This window comes from Sphingomonas sp. BL-S-28 (genome assembly GCF_055521515.1).
In genome coordinates, this window is sequence record NZ_CM145484.1 from 2725414 (window position 1) to 2746556 (window position 21143).

General features: G+C 64.2%; 18 protein-coding genes. 10 read left to right on the forward strand and 8 right to left on the reverse strand.

Annotated features, from left to right (window positions below):
- From ACZ1JC_RS21530 to ACZ1JC_RS21550, 5 genes are all read left to right on the forward strand, one after another.
- Window positions 1-477, forward strand: a complete 477-nt coding sequence (locus tag ACZ1JC_RS21530; RefSeq protein ID WP_465138222.1) for a DUF2271 domain-containing protein — start codon at window positions 1-3, stop codon at window positions 475-477.
- A gap of 17 nt (window positions 478-494) precedes the next feature.
- Entirely contained in the window at window positions 495-1439 is a 945-nt protein-coding gene (locus ACZ1JC_RS21535) for a DUF4198 domain-containing protein (RefSeq protein ID WP_465138221.1), read from the forward strand.
- A gap of 2 nt (window positions 1440-1441) precedes the next feature.
- A complete protein-coding gene (locus tag ACZ1JC_RS21540) occupies window positions 1442-2416 on the forward strand; it encodes an FAD:protein FMN transferase (protein ID WP_465138220.1) in 975 nt (324 codons plus the stop codon).
- A gap of 145 nt (window positions 2417-2561) precedes the next feature.
- Window positions 2562-4034, forward strand: a complete 1473-nt coding sequence (locus ACZ1JC_RS21545) for an aspartate aminotransferase family protein (RefSeq protein ID WP_465138219.1) — start codon at window positions 2562-2564, stop codon at window positions 4032-4034.
- Window positions 4031-4729: an HAD family hydrolase gene (locus ACZ1JC_RS21550; RefSeq protein WP_465138218.1), complete on the forward strand. Its 699-nt coding sequence runs from the start codon at window positions 4031-4033 to the stop codon at window positions 4727-4729. The genes ACZ1JC_RS21545 and ACZ1JC_RS21550 overlap by 4 nt, the downstream gene beginning before the upstream one ends.
- On the opposite strand, the gene ACZ1JC_RS21555 is transcribed toward ACZ1JC_RS21550, so the two are convergent.
- The 3 genes from ACZ1JC_RS21555 to ACZ1JC_RS21565 are packed head-to-tail and all read right to left on the reverse strand — an operon-like array spanning window position 4712 to window position 8042.
- The gene (locus ACZ1JC_RS21555; RefSeq protein ID WP_465138217.1) at window positions 4712-5743 is read right to left on the reverse strand and encodes a lysylphosphatidylglycerol synthase transmembrane domain-containing protein; all 1032 of its coding nucleotides are present in this window, start codon (window positions 5741-5743) and stop codon (window positions 4712-4714) included. The genes ACZ1JC_RS21550 and ACZ1JC_RS21555 overlap by 18 nt on opposite strands.
- On the reverse strand, window positions 5740-6375 hold the full coding sequence (locus ACZ1JC_RS21560; protein ID WP_465138216.1) for a response regulator: 636 nt from the start codon (window positions 6373-6375) through the stop codon (window positions 5740-5742). Before ACZ1JC_RS21560 ends, ACZ1JC_RS21555 begins: the two co-directional genes overlap by 4 nt.
- Window positions 6372-8042: a sensor histidine kinase gene (locus ACZ1JC_RS21565; RefSeq protein WP_465138215.1), complete on the reverse strand. Its 1671-nt coding sequence runs from the start codon at window positions 8040-8042 to the stop codon at window positions 6372-6374. Before ACZ1JC_RS21565 ends, ACZ1JC_RS21560 begins: the two co-directional genes overlap by 4 nt.
- A 676-nt stretch (window positions 8043-8718) precedes the next feature.
- Here ACZ1JC_RS21565 and ACZ1JC_RS21570 point away from each other — a divergent pair.
- Window positions 8719-9192 carry a Ros/MucR family transcriptional regulator gene (locus ACZ1JC_RS21570; RefSeq protein ID WP_465138214.1) on the forward strand — a complete coding sequence of 158 codons (474 nt, stop codon included), beginning with the start codon at window positions 8719-8721 and terminating at the stop codon, window positions 9190-9192.
- Between the two features lie 75 nt (window positions 9193-9267).
- Here ACZ1JC_RS21570 and ACZ1JC_RS21575 read toward each other — a convergent pair whose 3' ends face one another.
- From ACZ1JC_RS21575 to ACZ1JC_RS21590, 4 genes are all read right to left on the reverse strand, one after another.
- Complete coding sequence (locus ACZ1JC_RS21575; RefSeq protein WP_465138213.1) at window positions 9268-10899, reverse strand: Na+/H+ antiporter; 1632 nt, start codon at window positions 10897-10899, stop codon at window positions 9268-9270.
- Window positions 10900-11045: 146 nt separating this feature from the next.
- Window positions 11046-11708 carry a TadE/TadG family type IV pilus assembly protein gene (locus ACZ1JC_RS21580; protein WP_465138212.1) on the reverse strand — a complete coding sequence of 221 codons (663 nt, stop codon included), beginning with the start codon at window positions 11706-11708 and terminating at the stop codon, window positions 11046-11048.
- Entirely contained in the window at window positions 11705-12334 is a 630-nt protein-coding gene (locus ACZ1JC_RS21585; protein ID WP_465138211.1) for a TadE/TadG family type IV pilus assembly protein, read from the reverse strand. The genes ACZ1JC_RS21580 and ACZ1JC_RS21585 overlap by 4 nt, the downstream gene beginning before the upstream one ends.
- A complete protein-coding gene (locus ACZ1JC_RS21590; protein WP_465138210.1) occupies window positions 12331-13902 on the reverse strand; it encodes a pilus assembly protein TadG-related protein in 1572 nt (523 codons plus the stop codon). The genes ACZ1JC_RS21585 and ACZ1JC_RS21590 overlap by 4 nt, the downstream gene beginning before the upstream one ends.
- A 261-nt stretch (window positions 13903-14163) precedes the next feature.
- On the opposite strand from ACZ1JC_RS21590, the gene ACZ1JC_RS21595 reads away from it, so the two are divergent.
- The 4 genes from ACZ1JC_RS21595 to ACZ1JC_RS21610 are packed head-to-tail and all read left to right on the forward strand — an operon-like array spanning window position 14164 to window position 20449.
- Window positions 14164-17259: a response regulator gene (locus ACZ1JC_RS21595; RefSeq protein ID WP_465138209.1), complete on the forward strand. Its 3096-nt coding sequence runs from the start codon at window positions 14164-14166 to the stop codon at window positions 17257-17259.
- Entirely contained in the window at window positions 17256-18140 is an 885-nt protein-coding gene (locus tag ACZ1JC_RS21600) for a CheR family methyltransferase (protein ID WP_465138208.1), read from the forward strand. Before ACZ1JC_RS21595 ends, ACZ1JC_RS21600 begins: the two co-directional genes overlap by 4 nt.
- Window positions 18130-19932 carry a response regulator gene (locus tag ACZ1JC_RS21605; RefSeq protein WP_465138207.1) on the forward strand — a complete coding sequence of 601 codons (1803 nt, stop codon included), beginning with the start codon at window positions 18130-18132 and terminating at the stop codon, window positions 19930-19932. The genes ACZ1JC_RS21600 and ACZ1JC_RS21605 overlap by 11 nt, the downstream gene beginning before the upstream one ends.
- A 49-nt stretch (window positions 19933-19981) precedes the next feature.
- Window positions 19982-20449 (forward strand): low molecular weight protein-tyrosine-phosphatase, encoded by a 468-nt coding sequence (locus ACZ1JC_RS21610; RefSeq protein WP_465138206.1) that lies wholly within the window; start codon window positions 19982-19984, stop codon window positions 20447-20449.
- Here the strand turns inward: ACZ1JC_RS21610 and ACZ1JC_RS21615 are convergent.
- Window positions 20446-21033 carry a GNAT family N-acetyltransferase gene (locus ACZ1JC_RS21615; RefSeq protein WP_465138205.1) on the reverse strand — a complete coding sequence of 196 codons (588 nt, stop codon included), beginning with the start codon at window positions 21031-21033 and terminating at the stop codon, window positions 20446-20448. The two genes, ACZ1JC_RS21610 and ACZ1JC_RS21615, sit on opposite strands and share 4 nt — an antisense overlap.
- Window positions 21034-21143 lie beyond the last annotated feature (110 nt).

A 21143-nucleotide genomic window follows, 5' to 3' on the forward strand; every position in this document is an offset into this window, starting at 1 on the left:
ATGCGTCTGACTTCCATGATCCTGCTTGGCGGTGCAGTTGCCGTTCCCGCCTCTGCAGCAACCGTCACCGTGACCATTCCGCAGTTGAAGGTTGCCGAATACCACAAGCCTTACGTCGCCGTGTGGCTTGAACCGGTTGGCGGCGGCGCGCCGCGCACCATCGCCGTGTGGTACGATCTCAAGAAGAAGGGCAACGAGCCGGGCACCAAGTGGCTGGCTGACCTGCGCGCTTGGTGGCGCAAGGGCGGCCGCAGCATGGCCCTGCCCGCCGACGGCGTCAGCGGCGCCACCCGCGGCCCGGGCGCACAGACGATTCCGCTTCCGCACGACCTGAAGCCCGGCGCCTATGTGCTGAACGTGGAAGCCGCGCGTGAGACGGGCGGGCGCGAACTCGTCACCCTGCCGATCTCGGTTCCTGCCGCCAATGCCCGCGCCACCGGCAAGACCGAACTCGGCGCCGTCACGCTTTCTCGATAAACGGGGGTTTTACAGACATGAAGGCTTATGCAACCGGGCTGCTCGCTGCGGCCGCGCTTCTCGCCATTCCCTCCACTGCGTCCGCGCACCGCCAGTGGCTGCTGCCATCGGTAACGACGCTGGCCGGCACCGACGGCTGGGTCACGGTCGACGCGGCGGTTTCCAACGACCTGTTCGATCCCGACCACTTCCCGATGCAGACCGACCAGATCCAGGTTACCCAGCCGGACGGCAGCAAGGGCCAGATCCAGAACCCCGCAACCGGGCGCTATCGCGCGATGTTCGACGTGCAGATCGACAAGGCCGGCACGTGGAAGATCGGCACCGCTTCCAGCAATCTGGGCGGCACGTTCACCCTGAATGGAGAGACCTGGCGCGTCGGCGGCCGTCGCGGACCGCCGGCAGGTGCCCCGGGCATGGCGCCGCGTGGTCCGGGTGCGCCGGCCGAAGGCCCGCGTCCTGGCGGCCCCGAAGGCGGCGAGCGTCCTGCGGGTGCCCCCGGCGGCTTCGCACCGGGCAAATCGGTGGCCAGCGCGGCTGAAATCCCGGCCGGAGCCACCGACATCAAGCTGACCGAAACGAGCAGCCGCAACGAATTCTTCGTGACGGCCGGCGAACCCACCACCACCGTGCTCAAACCCACCGGCAAGGGCCTGGAGTTCGATCCGGTAACCCATCCCGACGATCTGGTGGCCAACGAACCGGCCCGCTTCCGCTTTCTGGTCGACGGTAAGCCGGCCAGCGGCCTGACCGTCACTGTGGTGGCCGGCGGCAAGCGCTTCCGCGATGGCGAGCATGCGCTCACCCTCACCACCGCGGCGGACGGCACTGTCGAAGTCAAGTGGCCCTTCGCCGGCGTCTACTGGCTGAACGTCACCGCGACCGACGATCACGCTTCGGATCCGCGGGCGACGCAGCGCCGGATGAGCTACACCACGACGCTGGAAGTTCCGGCGCCCTGATCATGCGTATCGCGCTTCCCGCGCATATCGACGAAACCGTTTTCGCCGACTGCGATCCCTCGATCGCGGTCGGCGAAATGCATGGGGAGACGATGGGCACGACATGGAGCCTGCGCCTTGCCCTGCCCCGCGGCCGTTCCATGGCGGAAGTTCACGCAGCCGTTCAGGCCCGGCTGGACGGCATCATCGGCCAGATGAGCCACTGGGAGCCGCAATCCCTGCTCTGCCGGTTCAACCGGGCAGCGGCGGGAAGCTGGGCAACTTTGCCCGACGATTTCGCCCGCGTGATCCACGCCGGTCTTGCCGTTGCCGAGGCGAGCGAGGGTGCCTTCGATCCGGCCATCGGCCACCTTGTGAACCTCTGGGGCTTTGGCCCGCCCGGCCCGCAGCCTTTGCCTGACGATCGGGCCATCGACGCCGCGCGGGGCGCTTCCGGCTTCGCACGACTGGCCTGGGAACCGGAGACACGGCGCCTCCGTCAGCCGGGGGGGCTGGCGCTGGACTTCTCCGGCATCGCCAAGGGATATGCCGTCGATGCCGTGGCAGACCTGCTGGCCGGAATGGGCATCGGCCATGCCCTGGTGGAAATCGGCGGCGAACTGGTCGGGCGCGGTGTCCGTCCCGATGGGGAGCCCTGGTGGGTCGATCTCGAAACGCCGCCCGGCCTGCCCAAAATGCCGCTGCGCATCGCGCTGCATGGCCTTGCCGTGGCGACTTCCGGCAACTATCGCCGCGGCGAACATACGATAGACCCGCGCACCGGGCGGCCCACCGCCAACGGCATCGCTGCCGTCAGCGTGATCGCCCCCAGCGCCATGATGGCCGATGCCCTGGCCTCAGCCTTGACCGTGCTCGGCCCCGTGGCAGGGCCGCGCCTTGCCGCCCGCCGCGGCATCGCGGCACGCTTCGTCACTCTGCAAGACGGCGTGCCCGGCGAACTGCTCAGCCCGGCAATGGAGGCCATGCTGGCCGACTGAACACCCGCGCATCCCTTCGAATGATACCAATGGAGATCGCGGTTCCGGCGCCCGGCTATTCGGGATTATAAGGTCTTTTAGATACTGTCGCTGCCGTGATCCGTATAAGATTTCCGTCTCTTACCGGCAAAGGGAGTTGCGGCGGGTGACGGCTTATTCGAAGATCGAGACGCCCCGGCGGGACCGGGAACTGACTCGCCGCCTGCTGACGCTCGACGATGCTCTGGCGCTCGACAACGAACGGGCGATGGAACTCTATTCCGCCCATCTCAATCGCTACATGCTGCAGGTCTACGCGATACTCGGCCTGCGCGACATGGACATCGCCAGCGCCCAAGGCTGCGAGATCGTGCTGCGCGATGGGCGCCGAATACTCGACTTTTCGGGCGGTTTCGGCGTGCTCGGTCTGGGTCACAACCACCCGCGCATCATCGCCGCCGAACGCCGCTGCCATGACGAACTGGTTCCCGACAGCCTCAGGATCGCGCCGCACAAACTGCAAGGCGCGCTGGGCTACAACATCGCGCGTTTCCTGCCCGAACCGCTCGACGTCTCATTCCTCGCCGTTTCCGGCGCGGAGGCCAATGAGGCGGCAATGAAGCTGTGCCAGCGCGTGCAGGGCCCGAAAGGGAAGACCAAGTTCCTCTGCATGCAGGGCGCCTTCCACGGCAAGACGCATGGCCCGCTTTCGGTGACCACGGCCACCGATGTGCAGGGTGGCTTCCTGACCGGTGTCCCGCAAGAAAACGTGATCTATTGCCGCTATGGCGACATCGCTTCCGTGCGCGAAGCGATCGAGCGCGAAGGCGGCCGGGATAATTCGATCGTTGCCGTGATGATCGAGACTTTGCGCGGTACGTCATGCGAGACTCCGCCGCCGGGCTATTTCGACCAGTTGGTCGCCACATGCCGCGCCGCCGATATCCTGACGATCTTCGACGAAGTGAAAGTCGGCATGGGACGCACCGGCCGGTTTTGCGCGTTCCAGCACGAGGACGGGGTGCCGGACGTGGTCACGCTGGCCAAGACCCTGGGCGGCGGCAAGCGCGAGATGGGCGCGATGGTCACTTCGCAGGCGCTGTTCGACAAGGCTTATGGCGACACTCGCAACCCGAGCCTGCACAGCGCCAGCTTCGCTGCATTAGGCGAAAGTTGCGCGGTCGCGATCGAGGCGCTGAACGTGCTGGCGGAAGAGCGCCTGATCGAGCGCGCGGAAGCAATGGGCGCGCACTTGCGTGCCGGGCTGGAAAGGCTGCGCGACAAATATCCACGCTGCATCGTCTCGCTGCGCGGCAAGGGCTGCTTCCAGGCCGTGGAACTGAATTTCGGACAAATGATGGCCGCCAAGCTGGTGGACATCCGCAAGAACAGCCTGTTCGTCACCTGGGAAACCGTGCTTGTCGGCGCGCTGACGCGTGAATTGTTCGAACGCCACGGGATCCTTGCCCATTTCCAGCCCGGCGCGCGCGACCTTATTCACTTCATGCCCTCCTACGTCGTGACCGAGGAGCAGATCGACCGCTTGATCGTCGCGCTTGACGATGTGCTGGGACGCGGCATTGCCGATGCCACCGTGCGGTTCGTCTACAAGAACGTCAGGCGCGTGCTGCGCCGGTGACGGTGGCCATCGCCTGGGAGGGCGTGCGACTGGTCGTGTTCGACCTTGACGGCACACTCTACGACCAGCCGCCGCTGCGGCTGGCCATGGCGCGCGAACTGGGGCTGCACTGCCTGCGCGGCCGCAGCACGCGGACCCTGCGAACGTTGCGCCACTTCAGGCAGGTGCGCGAAAAGCTGGGCGAAGGCAGCGGCAGCGCCGACTTCGCGACCGAACAATACCGCCTTACCGCACAACTCTGCGACCGGCCCGAACGCGAAGTGCGCGCGCTGGTGGAAGAATGGATGGAACGGCGGCCGCTACCCCACCTGCCCCGTTACAAGGCGCGCGGGATAGACCGGCTGTTCGCCGCAATCCGTGCCAGCGGGCGCACGATTGCCGTGTGGTCCGACTTTCCCGTCACGGCCAAGCTGGCGGCGCTGAACCTGGCCGCCGATCATGCAATCTGGGCAGGAGACGACGGCATTGGCCGGCTCAAGCCCGATCCTTCCGGCCTGCGCGCGCTGATGGGCCGCGCGGGAGCGACCCCGCGCGAAACTCTGGTGATCGGCGATCGGATGGACCGCGATGTGCGCGCCGCCACGGCGGCCGGCACGCGCGCCCTGCTCCGCTCTCGCCGCCCCCATGCGCGGGCAGCCAGCTTTCGCGATTACGAAGACCCGGTCTTCGCCCCGATCCTACGCGACATGGGCTGAAGGAGCCGCTGCCCGCTGCGGCAGCAGGCGCCCCCGCATCAGCAGCAGCCACGCGATCCCGAACAGCGCTGTCGGCAGCCATAGCACCAGATGGGCGACAAGGATCGTCGCCGTCGCCGGTTCGGCCGGAATGCCCAGCGCCACGAAGACCAGCACACCGAACACCTCGAACGATCCGAAGTGCCCTGGCAGAGCGGGAACCAGCGTACCCAGCGTCGCCACTGCGAAGGCGGTAAGCGGCTTCAGCCAGGCGTCCGCTGCTCCGCCAAGGCTGAGCCAGGCGCCGATCATCACCAAACTTTCCAACAACCAAAGCCCAATGGAAAGCAGCAACATCCGCGCCATGCGCCGCACTTCGCCGATCGCCCGCACCGCGTCCGCCACCGACCGCGCCGCCTCGGCAAGACGCGACACCAACCGATGCGGATAGCGCCGCGCCAGACTGTCGGCGAGCCGGGCGGCAAGGGCTGGCACGGCAAGCACGCCCACGCTCAGCAGCACGACGATGCCTGCCGCGAAACGCAGCCGCATCATCGCCTCATGCGGGAGCGGCGCGTCGACCAGCCATAGCGCCACGCCGCCAATCACCAGAATGGCGACAAGATCCAGCACCCGCTCCACGATCATCGCCGCCACTACCAGCCCGGCCGGCAATCCGAAGCGGCGATGGAACCACCAGACGCGAAACACGTCACCCAGACGCAGCGGCAAGACGTCGCTGATGCCGAAGCTGGCGACAAAGGGCGCGACGGTGGCCTTCAGGGTCAGGCCATGGTCCCGCTCAGGGTCGAGCAGGAAGCGAAACCGTGCCGCGCGCAGCACGAAATCGAGCGCATAGGCCAGCAAGGCCAGCACCAGCGGCGGCCATGCCGCGCGGGCCATCAGCGCGGCTACGTGGGCCATGTCGACCGTGTTCCACAGCAGCGCCAGAAACACCCCGCCCAGCACCACGCCCGGCAAGACGCGCAGCCATTGTCCGCGCCAACCCGCCGGCTCCGCGGTCGTCACGCTCACGAACGCTCCTCCACATGGCGGACGAACAGCGTGGCCAGTGTGGTTCGGCTGGAAATGCCCAGCTTACGGTAGATATTGTGCAAGTGGATGCTGACCGTACCCTCGGTTGAGCCTACTGAAGCCGCAATCGCCTTGTTCGAAAAACCCCGGCAGACCAGTTCGCTGATTTCCCGTTCACGCGGTGTCAGGCTGGCGATGGCTTTCGGAATGTCGATGCCGCTGTCTTCCCGCGCCCGGGCGACCAGATCTTCGGGCAACCACTTGCGCCCGGCCCCCACCTCGCCCAGGCAATCGACCAGCGAATGGGCCGCGTAGTCCTTCAGCAACAAGCCCCAGACCCCCAGCGACAGAGCCTCCGCGATCTGGCTGCCGCTCATCGTTGCCGACAGGAAGATGACCCGCACCGGCCAGTCCTGCTCGTGAATCACTTTCAGGATCGCCATGCCGCCGACATCGGGCATCGTCACATCGAGAATGGCGATATCCGGCCGCTGGTCGCGGATCACGCTGAGCGCGCGGATTCCGCTGCCGGCGGCTTCGACCAGTTCGATACCCTCCGTGGCGCGAAGCAAGTCGGCAAGGCCGCGCAGCAGCAGCGGGTGATCGTCCGCCACGACGACGCGCCTGTTCATGCCGCCATCTCCCTGACCGGGATCACCATCGTCACCTCCAGCCCCGGCGTACCGTTGTTCAGGAACATCGATCCTCCCAATTGCAGCACCCGCGCGCGCAGCGAGACGGAACCCTGCCCGCCCGAAGCGCAAAGCCCGGTACCGTTGTCCACCAGCGTAAGGTGCATCGCCCCGCCTTCATGCCCGGCCCGCAACCGCACGCTGGATGCCGATCCATGTCGCACCGCGTTCGAGGTCGCCTCCGAAACGAGCTGAACGATATCCTCCACGGTACGGCGGCGCAGGTGAAGCGGCGCGCCGTGCCAGTCGAACGGAACCGCCACGCCCCACTTGCGCTGGAGCAATTCCGCCTGTCGGCGCAGTTCGTCCGCCACGTCTACCGCGCGTTCGGCACGCGCTTCCCGGTGGTCTTCCACGAAGCGGCGGATGCGGCGCTGCTGTTCGGTCACCAGATCCTCGATCTCCCGCACCTGCCGTTCGGCATCTTCCGGCGACAAAGCCCCGGCCCGCGCCGCCAGGGCGCGCAGTTTCAGGCTTGTCGCCGTCAGGTCCTGCAGCACGCTGTCATGCAGGTCCTGCCCCAGGCGATTGCGTTCTTCCGCCCGGACATTGTCGGCATGGCGGGCGACAAGGTCGATCCGCTCCAGTTCGGAACCCGCCCGCGTGGCGATGATGTCGCACAGCAGCGCAGCATCTTCCGGGCGGCAATCGGGATCGGCAATCAGGATCGATCCGCGAAAGCGCAGACCGGAAAAGCCCGCCATCACTGCAAAGTCGCGTACCGGCACCGACGGCAGCTCAAGATGATCGAGCAGCGCAGCGAAGATATCGGCCTCGCCCCGCGTGAGCACACGCCCCTCACCCCGATCGAAAACCCCGGTTCGATCCACCTCAACCCGGTCCCAGAGCACCGAATTCTCCAGATCGGCCAGCGCCACACCGTCGCCATTCCAGGCGGCGACGACGCCATCGGGCCGGTCATGTTCGCGCCAGACGACCATCATGTGGCGGCTTCCGGTTACGCCCCCGGCGTGGCTGCACAACTCGCCCAGCCAGGCGCGGCGGCTGCCAAGGGCACGTTCCATCGGCCATTTGGCGAGCCGCGTCAGCCGTTCGCGGCTGCTCTCGCGATAAGCGCCGAAATAGCCGAGCATGACGGCCGAAAGCAGGAAGTAGGTCGATCGCGCGATCAAAACGTTGATTTCGGATTCGCCGTCCAGCGTATCGGGAATACCCACCGCGAACAGCGCGATCTCCAACATCAATGCGCCCATGACCGCGCCGACGAAGCCCCAGCGCACCGTCATCGCCATCAACGTGAAGGGCAGGAACGAGAAGAACGGGCTGGTCAGTTCGTCCGTAAGGAAAGCCAGCCAGCCCAGGATCGCGGTGTCGGCAACATGGAACAGAAAGTGGATCGGGCTGTCCACCGGTCGGCGAACCGGCGTCACCAGCAATATCATCGAAAAGGCGAGATAGAAGGCCAGCACATGTCGCGCTTCGGGCAGTGACCGGCCGGGGCGCGTCGGATCCAGGTAAATCGCCAGGATGGCAAAACATGCGGTTATCAGTCGGCCAAGAGCGATCAGCCGATTGGGATCGGTAACCAGCAATGTGTTGCGGGCCAGCGTCAGCCCTGGAAAATTCCAGTGCGATGCCTCACGCATCCTCCCGGTCCCTATCCGCCTGTTTTCCGCATGACTACTCATGCCTCCGGCCTCCGCCAGCACAGCCCGCCCCCCGAGCCTTGCACGTATCGAAATCAGGATAACACGGTGCAACGAAATGTTCGGCCTTCATTCGAAGACATTAAATCGCCTTTGGAGGGATCGGACCGTCTATTTCGAGATAGCGGGGGCCGGTTAGGCGGCCGCCAAGCGGGCCTCAGAGTCCGTTTGAAAAATGCCCGCAGGGGCATTTTTGAGGCGGCACCGGCCCTCTCCCCCACCCTACCACCCGCAGGATACTACCGATGGGTGGTAGGGTGGGGGAGAGGGCCGGTGCCGCAAAATTCGCATTTCGCGAATTTTCAAACGTCTCTCAGGCGATTTCAAGCCGGCTCCAAACGCATTAACAAATGCGTAAATGTTCAAAGTCCGCAACAGGCAGCGTGCTGCGCTTTGACCGCACGCGTCTGAATTTCTTGGCCAATGCTGTCGTAAATTTGCGCAGGCAGCAAATGTTAACGCGCGTAACGCCTACAAAAACGATGCAGGGTGTTTCAAAAACGTACGCGGTGCAGAAAAGATGCCGGAAAGCAGGTTGTGCGACTTGCTTAATCCTGCCCGGAATGATTGTTCTATGAAATCGCATCAACAAAAAATTCGGGCAACAGGTTAAATCATGGCAGACGTCGCTCTTCTTGAACTCGCCGCCGACATCGTCACCGCGCATGTCGCCAACAACCCCGTCACTCCGGACGAATTGCCGCGGCTGATCCAGTCGGTCTACGGCTCGCTGGCGAAGCTGGGCCAGCCGGACGAAGAAGTGGAAGAGAAACGGACACCTGCCGTTTCCGTTCGTTCTTCTGTCAAGGCGGACAGCATTGCCTGCCTCGAATGCGGCGCGCGACTGAAGACGCTGAAGCGCCACCTCGGTTCGGAGCATGGTCTTACCGCTGCGGAATATCGCGCACGCTGGAACCTTCCCGCCGACTATCCGATGATCGCGCCGGACTACGCGGAAAAGCGCAAGGCGATCGCGCTTGAAATCGGGCTGGGCAACAAGGGTGGACGCAAGAAGGCTACCGGCAAGGCCGCGCCTGCTGCTGAGCCGAAGCGCCGCGCCCCCCGCGCCAAGGCGGAAAAGGCCGAGTAAATTCTGGCCGTTTAAGATTAGGAAAAGGAGCGGACGCCGGTCCGCTCCCTTCTTGTTTCAGAGCGCTATTGCCACTTACCCTCGCAGGCGCGTTTCCGACAGATCGAGTTCGCGCGTAAGCTTGCGGATCGTTTCGCTTCCGACGCGGCGATTGCGGATCAGTTCCGCCAGTTCCGAACGTTCCGCTTTCAGGCCGACGAGGCGGAAATCGCGGAACAGGCGTTCCTGCGCGCGAACGGCATCCCGCTCGTCCTCGCTAAGCCCTTCGATCCGTTCGCGATAGAGGTCCATGACCCGTCCGCCGGCCGCAGCATAGCGATCCGCCTCACCGTGGACCTCCGCCAGATGGTGCTGGTGGCGCTCGATCGCCCTGATGGCCGCTTCCGCCGTGGACACGCGCGCTGCATCCTCCTCCGCCTGTTTCGACGGTTCGGACGGCATCGTCAGGTCCTTGAGCAGGACCGGAAGCGCAATACTGGCCAGTACCAGCGAGACGATGATTACCCCGGCCGCAAGGAAAATCGCCAGGTCGCGCGCCGGGAAAGGCGCTCCATCGCTCATGACCAGCGGCAGCGTCAGCACGCCGGCCAGAGTGATGGCGCCGCGTACGCCTGCGAAGGACATCGCGGCGACCAGCCGCCAGTTCGGGCTGCGCAAGTCCGTCTGCGCCTGCCGCTTGCGCAGGATGGTCAGTTTGAACGAGACCCACACCCAGATGAAGCGCAGGGCGGCAAGGCCCAGCACGATCGCCACGACATAAAGCGCCAGCCAGCCCGGTTCGGTATGCCCGGTAACGGCAACGGTGCGCTTTGCCCCTGCCAGAATGCCGGGAAGCTGTTCGCCCAGCAGCACGAAGATGATGCCGTTCAACGTGAACTGGATCGTGTCCCACACCGAGTTGCGACGCATGCGGGTAACCGCCATCGCCTGGCGGGAGATTTCGGCGAAAGTCATCGTCACCCCCGCGCCCACAGCGGCGAGAATCCCGGACGCGTGGAATTCCTCCGCCAGCATGTAGGAGCCAAAGGGGATCAGCAGGCTGACCAAGATCTGGGAGCCGGTGTCCTCCCCCCAGCGCCGGGTTACCCATGCCTTCGCGCGCGAAACGACCACCGTGACCGCCACGCCGATGACAAGGCCCATGCCCGCCACCCACAGAAAATTGAGCGCGGCATCGCCGGCAGAAAACGTGCCGGTCAACGCCGCCGCCACCGCGAACCGCAGGCAGACGAGGCCGGACGCATCGTTCAGCAACGATTCCCCTTCCAGGATATGCATCATGCGCTTGGGGATGGGTACGCGCGCGGCAATGGCCGAAACGGCGATCGGATCGGTAGGCGAAACTACCGCAGCAAGCGCGAAGGCCACTGCAAGCGGCATCGCCGGGATCATCCAGTTGATGAACAGGCCCATGCCGATCACCGTCGTCAATACCAGCCCCAGCGCCAGTTCCACGACGGTGGAAACGTCCTTGAACAGTTCGTCCTTGGGAATGCGCCAGCCGTCCAGAAACAGCAGCGGCGGCAGGAACAGCAGCAGGAACAGTTCGGGATTGAGCGACACGCGATAGGACGTCGAAAGCCCGATCACGCCGCCCAGCAGGATCTGCACCAGCGGTGTCGGCACCGACCATGGCAGCATCCGTGAAATCGCACCACTGACGACCACCGCCAGCAGCAGAAACAAAACAACCGAAACTGACTCCAAACCCAAACTCCTTCGCTATCGCGGAAGGACCATGGGGGCATGAAGCAACGATTGCAAACCCGTGTGCCAGCTGGTGCAGCAAATTGACTGGGCCGCAACACTTTGAAACGACGCCAGAAGCCGCTCTTCATCCACCAGTAGCAAGTTCAGGTGCAGAGGGATTGGCTGCCGGTCCCGGTTATGCCGCTTGTAATGTCGCGGTCGTCACGGATCAGGAATGCGGCTTCCTGATAGAAGACCGCGTTCTTGACAAACATGTTTCCGAACAGCGGCTGATAGGCATAATAGATTTCGACGTACATCACCGCTGAATTGGCAACGGCCTTAATGGTATGGCCGGTTTTACCCATGCCGGTCAGCGTCGTGTTCGCCGGGCCGTAGGCCGAGCTTCGTGCCAGGCTGCCGCGGCAGCGCTGCCAGTGGATATATTGGCTGGTTGACGATTTCCTCTCCAAGCTGGAAAGGATAATCCGTCCATTCGCCCCGAAGTTGAATGAGCTGCCCTGCGTAAGGGCGCCGGACATGATGGAGTTCACGTCAGATTCCTTGACGGAAGGCGCAACCGCAGAGTTGTCGGTCTGACCGAGACGGGAGGCATTATCCGCCACGGAAGTTGCAAGTTGGGAAACTTCCATCCGAACCATAGCCATGTAGGCAAGCTCGGTACCGTAGAGTCCCAAAGTGATCAGGATCGGCAGGACCAGCGCGAATTCCATTAGCGAGACGCCGCTGTTGTCGCGGCAAAGCCGCCGCGCGAACCACCGGATGCGAAGGCGCACCGCGCGCAGATACGAAACCCGCGCGCTCACTTGCAGACCCCCGCGGCCGAACCGTAGTCCGTTTGCTGCCCGTAAGGCTGGTTCTTGCGGACGGTAGTCGCCGTCAGCGTGCGCGTCTGGTTCGGGTTGGTCAGACCGGGAATCGGGAACAGCGGCTTGTAGGTGGCCTTCACCGTGTAGAGCACGACGTCGTTTGGACCGCCGTTACCGGATTGGCCGATATCGGCATCCCACCGGCCGTTCTTGTTCTCGTCAACATAAGCTTCGTTATTGTCGCACGTGCCGTTGTTGTTCTTGTCGTTCCAGGCCTCTGGGCGGGCAATGTCGGTAAAGTCGTAATAGCTGGAACGCGTCGTAGCTATGGTGGCGCCGGGCGCCACGCGGCCCACGACCGCCAGTATGTTCTGGTCCAGCGTCGTGGTGTTTGCCGTCTCCAGCGTACCGTTACGAGCCGCATCCTCCACCGCGCCATGCAGCACGGCGTTGACGTAGGCCATGTGGCCAATGTCGAAGATGCCCACAAGCAGCAGGATCAGCACGGGCGCAGCCATTGCGAACTCCACCGCCGCCAATCCTTGACGATCCTTCCACAGCCGAAGGGCCAGATTGCGAAGGGCCGCACGGCGGCGCGAAGCGATGAAACCCGCCGCGCTCACTGCGTGATCCTCAGTTCGCCGATTTGCTTGGCGATTTCCAGAAAGGCGTCGTTGAGTTCGTCCGAGTCGCTTGCGGTGTAGGAACTGTTTTCCGACGCGCAGTAGGTAAGGTCGCTGGAAAGGCTGGACGTGAAGGCGATGGCCCAGATGCGCACGCCCTTGGCCTTGATGGCATCGCAGACAGCCCGGAAGCGCTGCGTATGTACTGCATCCGCTGTGTCTTTCGAACCATCCTGCGTCACGCGTTTATCCCACCAGTCAATCCCCCATGCCGAAGTGGAAGAGTTGGACGTATCCATATCGCCATCGGTCATGAAGATGATGTGGCGCGCCACTTCACCCCTGTTCGATGGCGCAGTGTTGACGTTGGCGCTGAAGATACCGTCCGGCGAGATTAGGCGTCCGCCCCAGATCATGCCGATGTCCAGATAGGTACCGCCGACCGCTACCAGAGAGTCCGCATAGGCATTGAAGTCGGTCTGGCTCATCGTGGTCAGAAGCTGCGCCTTCACCGGGCAATATTCAGTCACCTCAGTGCCTTGGGTGGTGGTGCCGGTAGTCCAGTTCGACGTGTTGCGGTACGCGTTCGCGCCACGAACATAGGTGATCTGGTACCACTGGGGCGACCATTTCGTATCGATATTCGTGGTCGGCGCCGAATCGATATCGATGTCGCGCGCGCCCGCAGGCGAATATCCGGTAGTCGACGAATAGCTGAATTTCGAATCCTTGGTGGTCGCCCGTTCCTCGATGCACCCATCCCAGGTGGACGACTCCATGGAGCCGTTGTTGCCGGTGGGCGTGTTTACGGACGCGAAGGTTTTGAACACACTGGTGTCGTAGGAAACGGGTTGGTAGAGAAAAGCCGATTTGCTCGTAGACCACTGCCTGGACTGATAAGCATGGCTATCCGCCAGATAGCTGGGATTCAGCGCATAGAGCAGTCGCCCGACGTTCACTGTGGAACTGTACGGCACGAAGCCATAGCGCACGCGGGCCGTGCTGGCCGAAGTCGCGGAATAGAGCGTCGTGTAGAAGTTCTTCATGGCCGCTCGCAGCGCCTGGATGCGGGTCTGGCTGCCCGACAGCACGGTGTTCATCGACCCGGTCGTATCCAGCACCATCATCACGTCGGCGTTGCCCACGCTCATCGACGAGGCACAGCTAACGCTGATGTTGAACGTGTTGAAGCCAAACAGCCGCATCACCAACGTGTTCAACGTGGTGGACGCCACGCCACGCACGGTCTGCCCGTTGTCGGTCGAACTGGGCGTGAATACCGTGCCGGTAGTTTCCTGCCCGTTGTCGTCGAAGTTGGTGGCAAAGTAGTCCTGCGCCGCCTTTATTGAGGTGGCGTCCAACCCGTTGGTCGTCACCGTTCGGCGCCCGGCCAGCACACCGGCGTCGCAGGCCGCCTGAAGCTGGTTGCGCGCCTTGTAGTTGCGGCTGATGTCGATGCCAGAGCCGACGACCATGGCTGCAACCACCATGCCTACCGCAGCAAGCGGCAGGATGTTGCCGGCGGTGTCGCGGATCAGGCGTTGAATCTGGTTTCTGAGATGACGCATCGCTTGGCCAGTCGTACTGGAGGGAACTCGGCAGGATTCAGCGACTTCCTTAGATGACATTACTTAAGGAAACCCTGCGTGGGTCTACGGCGTCCTTCCTCCACGAAGTCTTCCCAATCGCGGGAAACGCGAAATTAACCACGGGCCTGGCGATTCCGGCGGGAACCTATTACGCCATCGGCGGTTTAGGACCTGATCCGGGGGCCGTACGTGATGGGGGAAAACACGGCCCGCTCTATCCATTCGCCCCTGAGATCGAAGATGGCGTCGCCCAAGATTTTCAACCTGCAGGCTCAGCTCGCACTCATCATTCTGGCCGTTCTGGGGCTCTGCCTCGTTCTCGACATCACCATTCCTCTGGGAACGGGCGTAAGCGTCCTCTATCTGCTGCCCACGGTGATCGCCTATGTCGCACGGCGACCGGTGACGCCGCTGCTGGCCGCCGTCGCGGGTGTGGGCTGCGCCTTTCTGGCCTATTTCATCGCCCCTCAGGGCCTCGGCCCCGAAGTGGCCATGACCAATCGATCGCTGTCGGGGCTAACCAACCTGCTGATCGCGGGCATTGGCTTCATGCTGATCCGCTACCGCAACGCCAACCAGCACCAGCAATGGATGCGGGAGAGTGAGAACGATCTGGCGCGGGCGACGGCCGGCAGCATTCCACTGGACGAACTGAGCGGCCGGGCCCTCGCTTTTCTGGGCGAACGCTTTGGCGCCATCGCCGGCGCGATCTACGTCCATGATGAGGGCGGCTTTCACAAGACCGGAACCTGGGGCGTACCGGCGGGCGCGGACTTGCCCGAACGGATCGTTCCGGGCGAAGGCCTGTTGGGCGAAGTGGCCCGCACCGGCCGCACCGCCGCCATTGACCATGTGCCCCACGGCTACCTTGCCTTCGGCTCCTCGCTTGGCCGCGCCACTCCCGCGCGGTTGGTGATGGGGGCGACGCAGGCCGACGGGCAGGTCAATGGCGTGATCGAACTGGGTTTTCTGGACGCTCCGACATCTCGCCCGCAGGACCTGGCGGCATTCCTGGACCTCGTTGCCGGATCGCTGGGCATTACGCTGCGCGCCGCGAAGTATCGTGCACGGCTGGAACAACTCCTGGTGGAAACGCAGCAGCAAGCGGAAGAACTGCAGAACCAGAGCGAGGAACTGCGCGCCACCAACGACGAGCTTGAAGCGCAGAGCAAGCTGCTGATGCACTCGCAATCGCAGCTTGAGGAACAGCAGGCCGAACTCGAAAGGTTCAATTCGCAACTGGAAGAACACAGCCAGTCGTTGGAGGCACAGCGCGACGAGCTTGCCCGCTCGCAAACGCAGCTGCGCAGCCAGGCGGAGGAACTGGAACAGGCCAGCCGCTACAAGAGCGAATTCCTGGCCAACATGAGCCACGAGCTGCGCACGCCGCTCAATTCGCTGCTTATCATGGCCCGGCTACTGGCCGACAATCGCGCCGGCAACCTGACCGAGGAGCAGGTGCGGTTTTCCGAAACCATCGAATCCTCCGGAAACGATCTGCTGACGCTGATCAACGATGTGCTGGACATTTCGAAGATCGAGGCCGGACACCTCGAACTGGAACCGCAGCAGGTCGGCGTGAACACCCTTCTCGCCAAGCTGGAAGGTGCCTTTGCGCCTTCCGCTTCCGAAAAGAACCTGTCTCTCGCCCTGTCTGTCTCGACCGATGTTCCCGAAGCCGTTCACACCGATCCGCTGCGGCTGGAACAGGTGCTGAAGAACTTCCTGTCCAACGCCATCAAGTTCACTGACAGCGGCGAAGTGTCTCTGGCCGTCACGCGGACGCCGACTGGGCGCATCGCCTTTGCCGTTCGCGATACCGGGCCGGGTATCGCGGCGGAACAGCAGGACGTGATCTTCGAAGCCTTCCGCCAGGCCGATGGCGGCATCGCCCGCAAGTATGGCGGCACCGGCCTCGGCCTCTCGATCTCGCGCGAGCTGGCGCATTTGCTGGGCGGCACCATCTCACTGGAAAGCACACCCGGCGAGGGCAGCACTTTCACCCTGGAATTGCCGGAAACGCTTTCTCAGGACGAAAAATCCTTCCCCGTCCGCCCAGCCGCCCCTGCCCCCGCGCCGATGGCCGCGCCTGCCGCCGCGCGTCGCGGACCCGTGCCCCAGGACGATCGCGAAACGCTGTCCGGCACCTCTCGCGTGATCCTGATCGTGGAGGATGATCCGGCCTTCGCACGAATCCTTGCCGACCTTGCGCATGAGGTGGGCTTCCAGTGCCTGATTGCCGGCACGGCGGACGAAGGTGCCCTGCTGGCGCGGCAGTATCTGCCGCAGGCCGTGATCCTGGACATGCACCTGCCCGATCACACCGGCCTTTCGGTGCTGGACCGGATCAAGCGCGACACGCGCACGCGCCATATCCCGGTGCACATCGTCTCCGCCGATCACGATGATCATGCCGCGCTGGCGAGCGGAGCAGTGGGCTATCTGTTCAAGCCGGTCAGCCGCGATACGCTGGTGGACATGCTGGAAGGGCTGGAGGCGCGGATGGCGCAGCGCCTGCGGCGCGTGCTGGTGGTGGAGGACGATGCCCGCCAGGCCGAAGCGATCCATCATCTTCTCGCCTCGCGCGACGTGGAAACGGTGGACGTGCAAAGCGCCGCCGACTGCCTGGAACGGCTGGCCGCCGACACCTTCGACTGCATGGTGCTGGACCTAAACCTGCCGGACATGTCGGGGCTGGACCTGCTGGAGCGCCTCTCCCACGATGAGAGCGTCGGCTTCCCGCCAGTGATCGTCTACACCGGCCGCGAGCTTTCCGAGGAAGAGGAGATGCGGCTGCGTCGCTACTCCAAGTCGATCATCGTCAAGGGCGCCAAGAGCCCCGAGCGCCTGCTGGACGAAGTGACGCTGTTCCTCCACCAGGTCGTGTCCGAACTGCCCCAGGAAAAGCAGCAGTTGCTGGCCCGCGCGCTGGGCCGCGACGCGGCGCTGGAAGGCCGCCAGATCCTGGTGGTGGAAGATGACATCCGCAACATCTACGCGCTCACCTCGGTGCTGGAACCGCACGGCGTATCGGTCCGCATCGCCCGCAACGGGATCGAAGCCCTGAACGAACTGGCCCGCGCGGCGGACAGTGACGGTCCGCCGGTCGATCTGGTGCTGATGGATGTGATGATGCCGGAGATGGACGGCCTCGCCTGCATGCGCGAAATCCGCAAGCACGCGCAGTGGAAGGGCCTGCCGGTGATCGCGCTGACCGCCAAGGCCATGGAGCGCGACCACCTGGAATGCCTTGAGGCCGGCGCCAACGACTACCTTTCGAAACCGCTGGACATCGACAAGCTGCTCAGCCTCGTACGCGTGTGGATGCCACGATGAAAGCGAGCGGCAGGCCGGTGGCAGGCCCGATAGGGGAGGCGCTGGAAGAGCTTGAAGTAGACCTTCTGGTGGAGGCGATCTGGCGGCGCTATCAATACGATTTCCGCGACTATTCGCGCGCCTCTCTGCTGCGCCGCCTGCAGCGGGCGCAATCGCATTTCGGCTATCCCCACTTATCCAGCCTGCTTGACCGGATTCTCCACGATCCCGACAGTCTGAACGTATTGATCGGCTTCCTGACAATTCAGGTGAGCGAGATGTTCCGCGATCCGGAATATTTCCGGGCGGTGCGCGAACAGGTGATCCCGCACTTGCGCACCTGGCCCTCGATCAAGGTCTGGGTCGCGGGCTGCGCCAATGGCGAGGAGTTCTATTCGCTGGCGATCCTGTTCCGCGAGGAAGGCCTTGGCGAACGCACGCTGTTCTATTGTACCGACATCAATCCCGCCGCCCTCGCCCGCGCGGAGGCCGGGGTCTACGAGATCGACCGGCTCGCCGGCTTCTCGCGCAACTATCGCGAAGCGGGTGGACAAGGATCGCTGTCGGACTACTACACCGCCAGCTACGGCGTCGCCCGTTTCGACCCCACCTTGCGCAAGCGGGCGGTCTTTGCCGATCACAACCTTGCCAGCGATGCGGTGTTCTCCGAAGTGCAGTTTGTTTCCAGCCGCAACGTGCTGATCTATTTCGACCGGGCCCTGCAGGACCGCGCGCTGGGGCTTTTCGCCAGTTCGCTTCCCCCCGGCGGGTTCCTGGGATTGGGATCCAAGGAGACGGTGCAATTCTCCGCCGAAGGCGAAAGCTTTGCGGATTTCGCACCGCTGGAAAAGATCTGGCGACGTACCAGCCTTCAGGCAGAGGAGATGGCTTTTGCTGAATGAGCCCCTCAAGATCCTCGCCGTCGATGACGTGCCGGAGAACCTCGTCGCGCTGGAAGCCGCGCTGGACCAGCCGGGCATCGAACTGGTTACGGTGCCTTCTGGCTTCGACGCGCTGGAAGTGCTGCTGCGCGAAGAGTTCGCGCTGGCCCTGCTCGATGTGCAGATGCCGGGCATGGACGGTTTCGAGCTGGCCGAACTGATGCGCGGGACGGAACGCACGCGCGGGGTTCCGATCATCTTCCTTACCGCCGTCGCCACCGACGAGCGGCGCAAGTTCCGCGGTTATGAGACCGGCGCGGTCGATTACCTGCTGAAGCCGCTGGACATTACCGAGCTGAATTCGAAAGTCGCGGTTTTCGTCGAACTCGCCCGACAGCGGCGCGAGATCGCCCGCCAGCGCGACGAACTCGGCCTCGCGCTCGGCCGGTTGCGCGCGCATGGCGACAATTCGCCGCTCGCCGTGCTGGAGATCGACGCCAACCTGCGGGTGGTCAGCTGGTATCGCAGCGCCGAGCGCGAGATCGGCTTTGCCGCCGAAGACATGCTGGGCATCCGGGTCGAGGACGCCCCCTTCCTTGTGGAGGGCGAGCGCGGCCATTTCCTGGAGAACATGCGCGCCCTGCTGGGCGGGGGCGACCGGCGCGAGATGCAGCAGCATCGCTATCTGCGCGCCGACGGCGCACTGCGCGAGGGCGAATGGTACTGCTCCTCGCTCGCCGGAACCGGCCTGCGCCCCGCCACGGTAATGATCGAACTGCTCGACGTTACCGCCCGCCACCGCGCGGAGGAAACGCAGCGCCTGCTGATCGGCGAGCTGAACCACCGCGTGAAGAACACGCTGGCCACCGTGCAGGCCATTGCCTCTCAGGGGTTGCGCCACGCCCCTTCGCCGCAAGTCTTCCAGGGGGCCTTCACCGGCCGTCTTCAAGCCCTGGCCCGCGCGCACTCCTTGCTCAGCGCCACCACGTGGGAAGCGGCCGGGCTGCGACGCCTGATCGCCGATCAGGTGGCGATCGGCACGGTCAGCGAGGATCGCCTGCGGCTTTCCGGCCCCGATCTCGATCTGCCGCCGGAACTGGCGCTGCGCTTCTCGCTGATCCTTCACGAACTGACCACGAACGCCCACAAATACGGTGCGCTTTCGAACGAAATCGGCATCGTTGCCCTTACTTGGGACTATGTCGGCGGCGTGCTGGACTTCGCTTGGCGCGAAAGCGGCGGCCCGCCCGTGATCGCGCCCGAACGGCGCGGTTTCGGATCGACCCTGATCCAAAGCAGCATGACGGCCGACGGCGCGCAGATCTCCGCCAATTTCGCTCCGGACGGCGTGCATTGGCATCTCGTGCTGCCCTTGGCGCTGCCGCCCGATGACCACAGCCCTTCGGCTCCTGCCAGCAATCCGGATCCCGCAGCATCCCCCAATCCCGGCACGCTGCGTATTCTCGTTGTCGAGGACGAACCCTTGGTGGCGATGGAACTGATGATGGAGATCGAGGATTCGGGCGCAGTCCCCCTTGGGCCGGCCAACACTTGCGACCAGGCGGTGGCCCTGATCCGCGAAGGTGCGCCCGATCTGGCGCTGCTGGACGGCAACCTCAATGGCGAAAAGATCGACTGCGTTGCCGACGAACTGGCTGCCCGGTCGATCCCCTTCGCCTTCGTGAGCGGGTACGACCGCAGCCATTTGCCCACTGCGCATGCGCGGCGGCCGATGCTGGGCAAGCCGTTCCTGTCCAACGATGTGCGCTCAACGGTCCAACTGCTGGCGGCGGAGATAGCGAGCACGGTGTGAGCGGGCATTCACTGTTGAGCCGCCCGCGTCCCGGAGGTAGGCGAGAGCGATGAGCGCTTATCCGTCCTTCCTTTTCGTCTGCCTTGGCAACATCTGTCGCTCTCCGCTGGCTGAAGCGGCCATGCGCCGGCAAGCGACGGCGGCGGGGATGGAACTGATCATCGATTCGGCAGGCACCGGATCATGGCACATCGGCAACGGACCGGACCCGCGCGCCCAGGCCGAAGCCTTACGCCACGGCATCGACATTTCCGCCTATCGGGCACGGCAAGTGACGCCGGCCGACTTCGAACGGTTCGACCACGTCATCGCGATGGACGGCAGCAATTTCGCCAATCTCGAACGGCTGGCGCCCCGGTCGCACCGCGCCCGGCTCTCGCTGATGCTCGATCATGTACCAGGTTTTGAAGGACGCGACGTGGACGATCCCTACTTCGGCGGGCCCGAAGGTTTCGTCACCACCTGGGAACAGGTCGATGCGGCCGCGCGCAATCTGGTCGCCGCCATCGCGGATTAAAAACACCGCATCCAATACTGCAACGCCTTCGTCGTCTCCTCCGTATCGCGATGGTCCTTCCACGCCAGCGCGCAAGTCAGCCCCGATATCGGCGCGTAGCCGCGCTTGCGCCAGAAGGCGTCCAGCGGGCGATAGCTCTGCGGCCGGTCCGGATGGTCCGCCGGGCGGATGACGGCGGCAAAAGCGGCATCCTTGGCGCCGCAGATTTGCGCCTGCGCTTCGCGGTGATCGAAGAAGGCATGACCGATGCCCTGCCCGCGCCATGCCGGCAGCAGTACCGATTCGCCGAAATAGAACACCCTCGAAACGTCGTACCCGGCGCGTTCCAGCGGCGCCCGCAGAGAGGCCTCCTGCGCGGCCAGCGGCGACGCCGTGGCCATGCCGACGATCCTGCCGCCATCCCGTGCCGCCACGAGAATCGCCTGCGGTGCGGCCGCGAAGGCGGCAAGATAGTCCCGCTCGTATCCCGCGTCGCCGTCGTAGAGATAGGGCCACTCGGCAAAGACCGCGATCCGCAGCCGTGCCAGATCGTCCAGCGCGGCCAGAATTTCATCGCCGGTAAGGGCGTGGATCGTGACGGGCATTGTCGCCGTGGCCTTTCAAGTCCCTGAAAACCGGGGATCGAGCGATCGGTAATCCGCCGCTTCGCCGCCGGCAATCCCCTGGCGATCGCTTCCTTGCGCCGCTGCCGTAT

Coding starts and splice junctions, on each gene's coding strand:
- ACZ1JC_RS21530 (WP_465138222.1), top strand. CDS start 1: ATGCGTCTGACTTCCATGATCCTGCTTGGCGGTGCAGTTGCCGTTCCC.
- ACZ1JC_RS21535 (WP_465138221.1), top strand. CDS start 495: ATGAAGGCTTATGCAACCGGGCTGCTCGCTGCGGCCGCGCTTCTCGCC.
- ACZ1JC_RS21540 (WP_465138220.1), top strand. CDS start 1,442: ATGCGTATCGCGCTTCCCGCGCATATCGACGAAACCGTTTTCGCCGAC.
- ACZ1JC_RS21560 (WP_465138216.1), bottom strand. CDS start 6,375: ATGAACAGGCGCGTCGTCGTGGCGGACGATCACCCGCTGCTGCTGCGC.
- ACZ1JC_RS21565 (WP_465138215.1), bottom strand. CDS start 8,042: ATGCGTGAGGCATCGCACTGGAATTTTCCAGGGCTGACGCTGGCCCGC.
- ACZ1JC_RS21570 (WP_465138214.1), top strand. CDS start 8,719: ATGGCAGACGTCGCTCTTCTTGAACTCGCCGCCGACATCGTCACCGCG.
- ACZ1JC_RS21590 (WP_465138210.1), bottom strand. CDS start 13,902: ATGCGTCATCTCAGAAACCAGATTCAACGCCTGATCCGCGACACCGCC.
- ACZ1JC_RS21595 (WP_465138209.1), top strand. CDS start 14,164: ATGGCGTCGCCCAAGATTTTCAACCTGCAGGCTCAGCTCGCACTCATC.
- ACZ1JC_RS21600 (WP_465138208.1), top strand. CDS start 17,256: ATGAAAGCGAGCGGCAGGCCGGTGGCAGGCCCGATAGGGGAGGCGCTG.
- ACZ1JC_RS21610 (WP_465138206.1), top strand. CDS start 19,982: ATGAGCGCTTATCCGTCCTTCCTTTTCGTCTGCCTTGGCAACATCTGT.
- ACZ1JC_RS21615 (WP_465138205.1), bottom strand. CDS start 21,033: ATGCCCGTCACGATCCACGCCCTTACCGGCGATGAAATTCTGGCCGCG.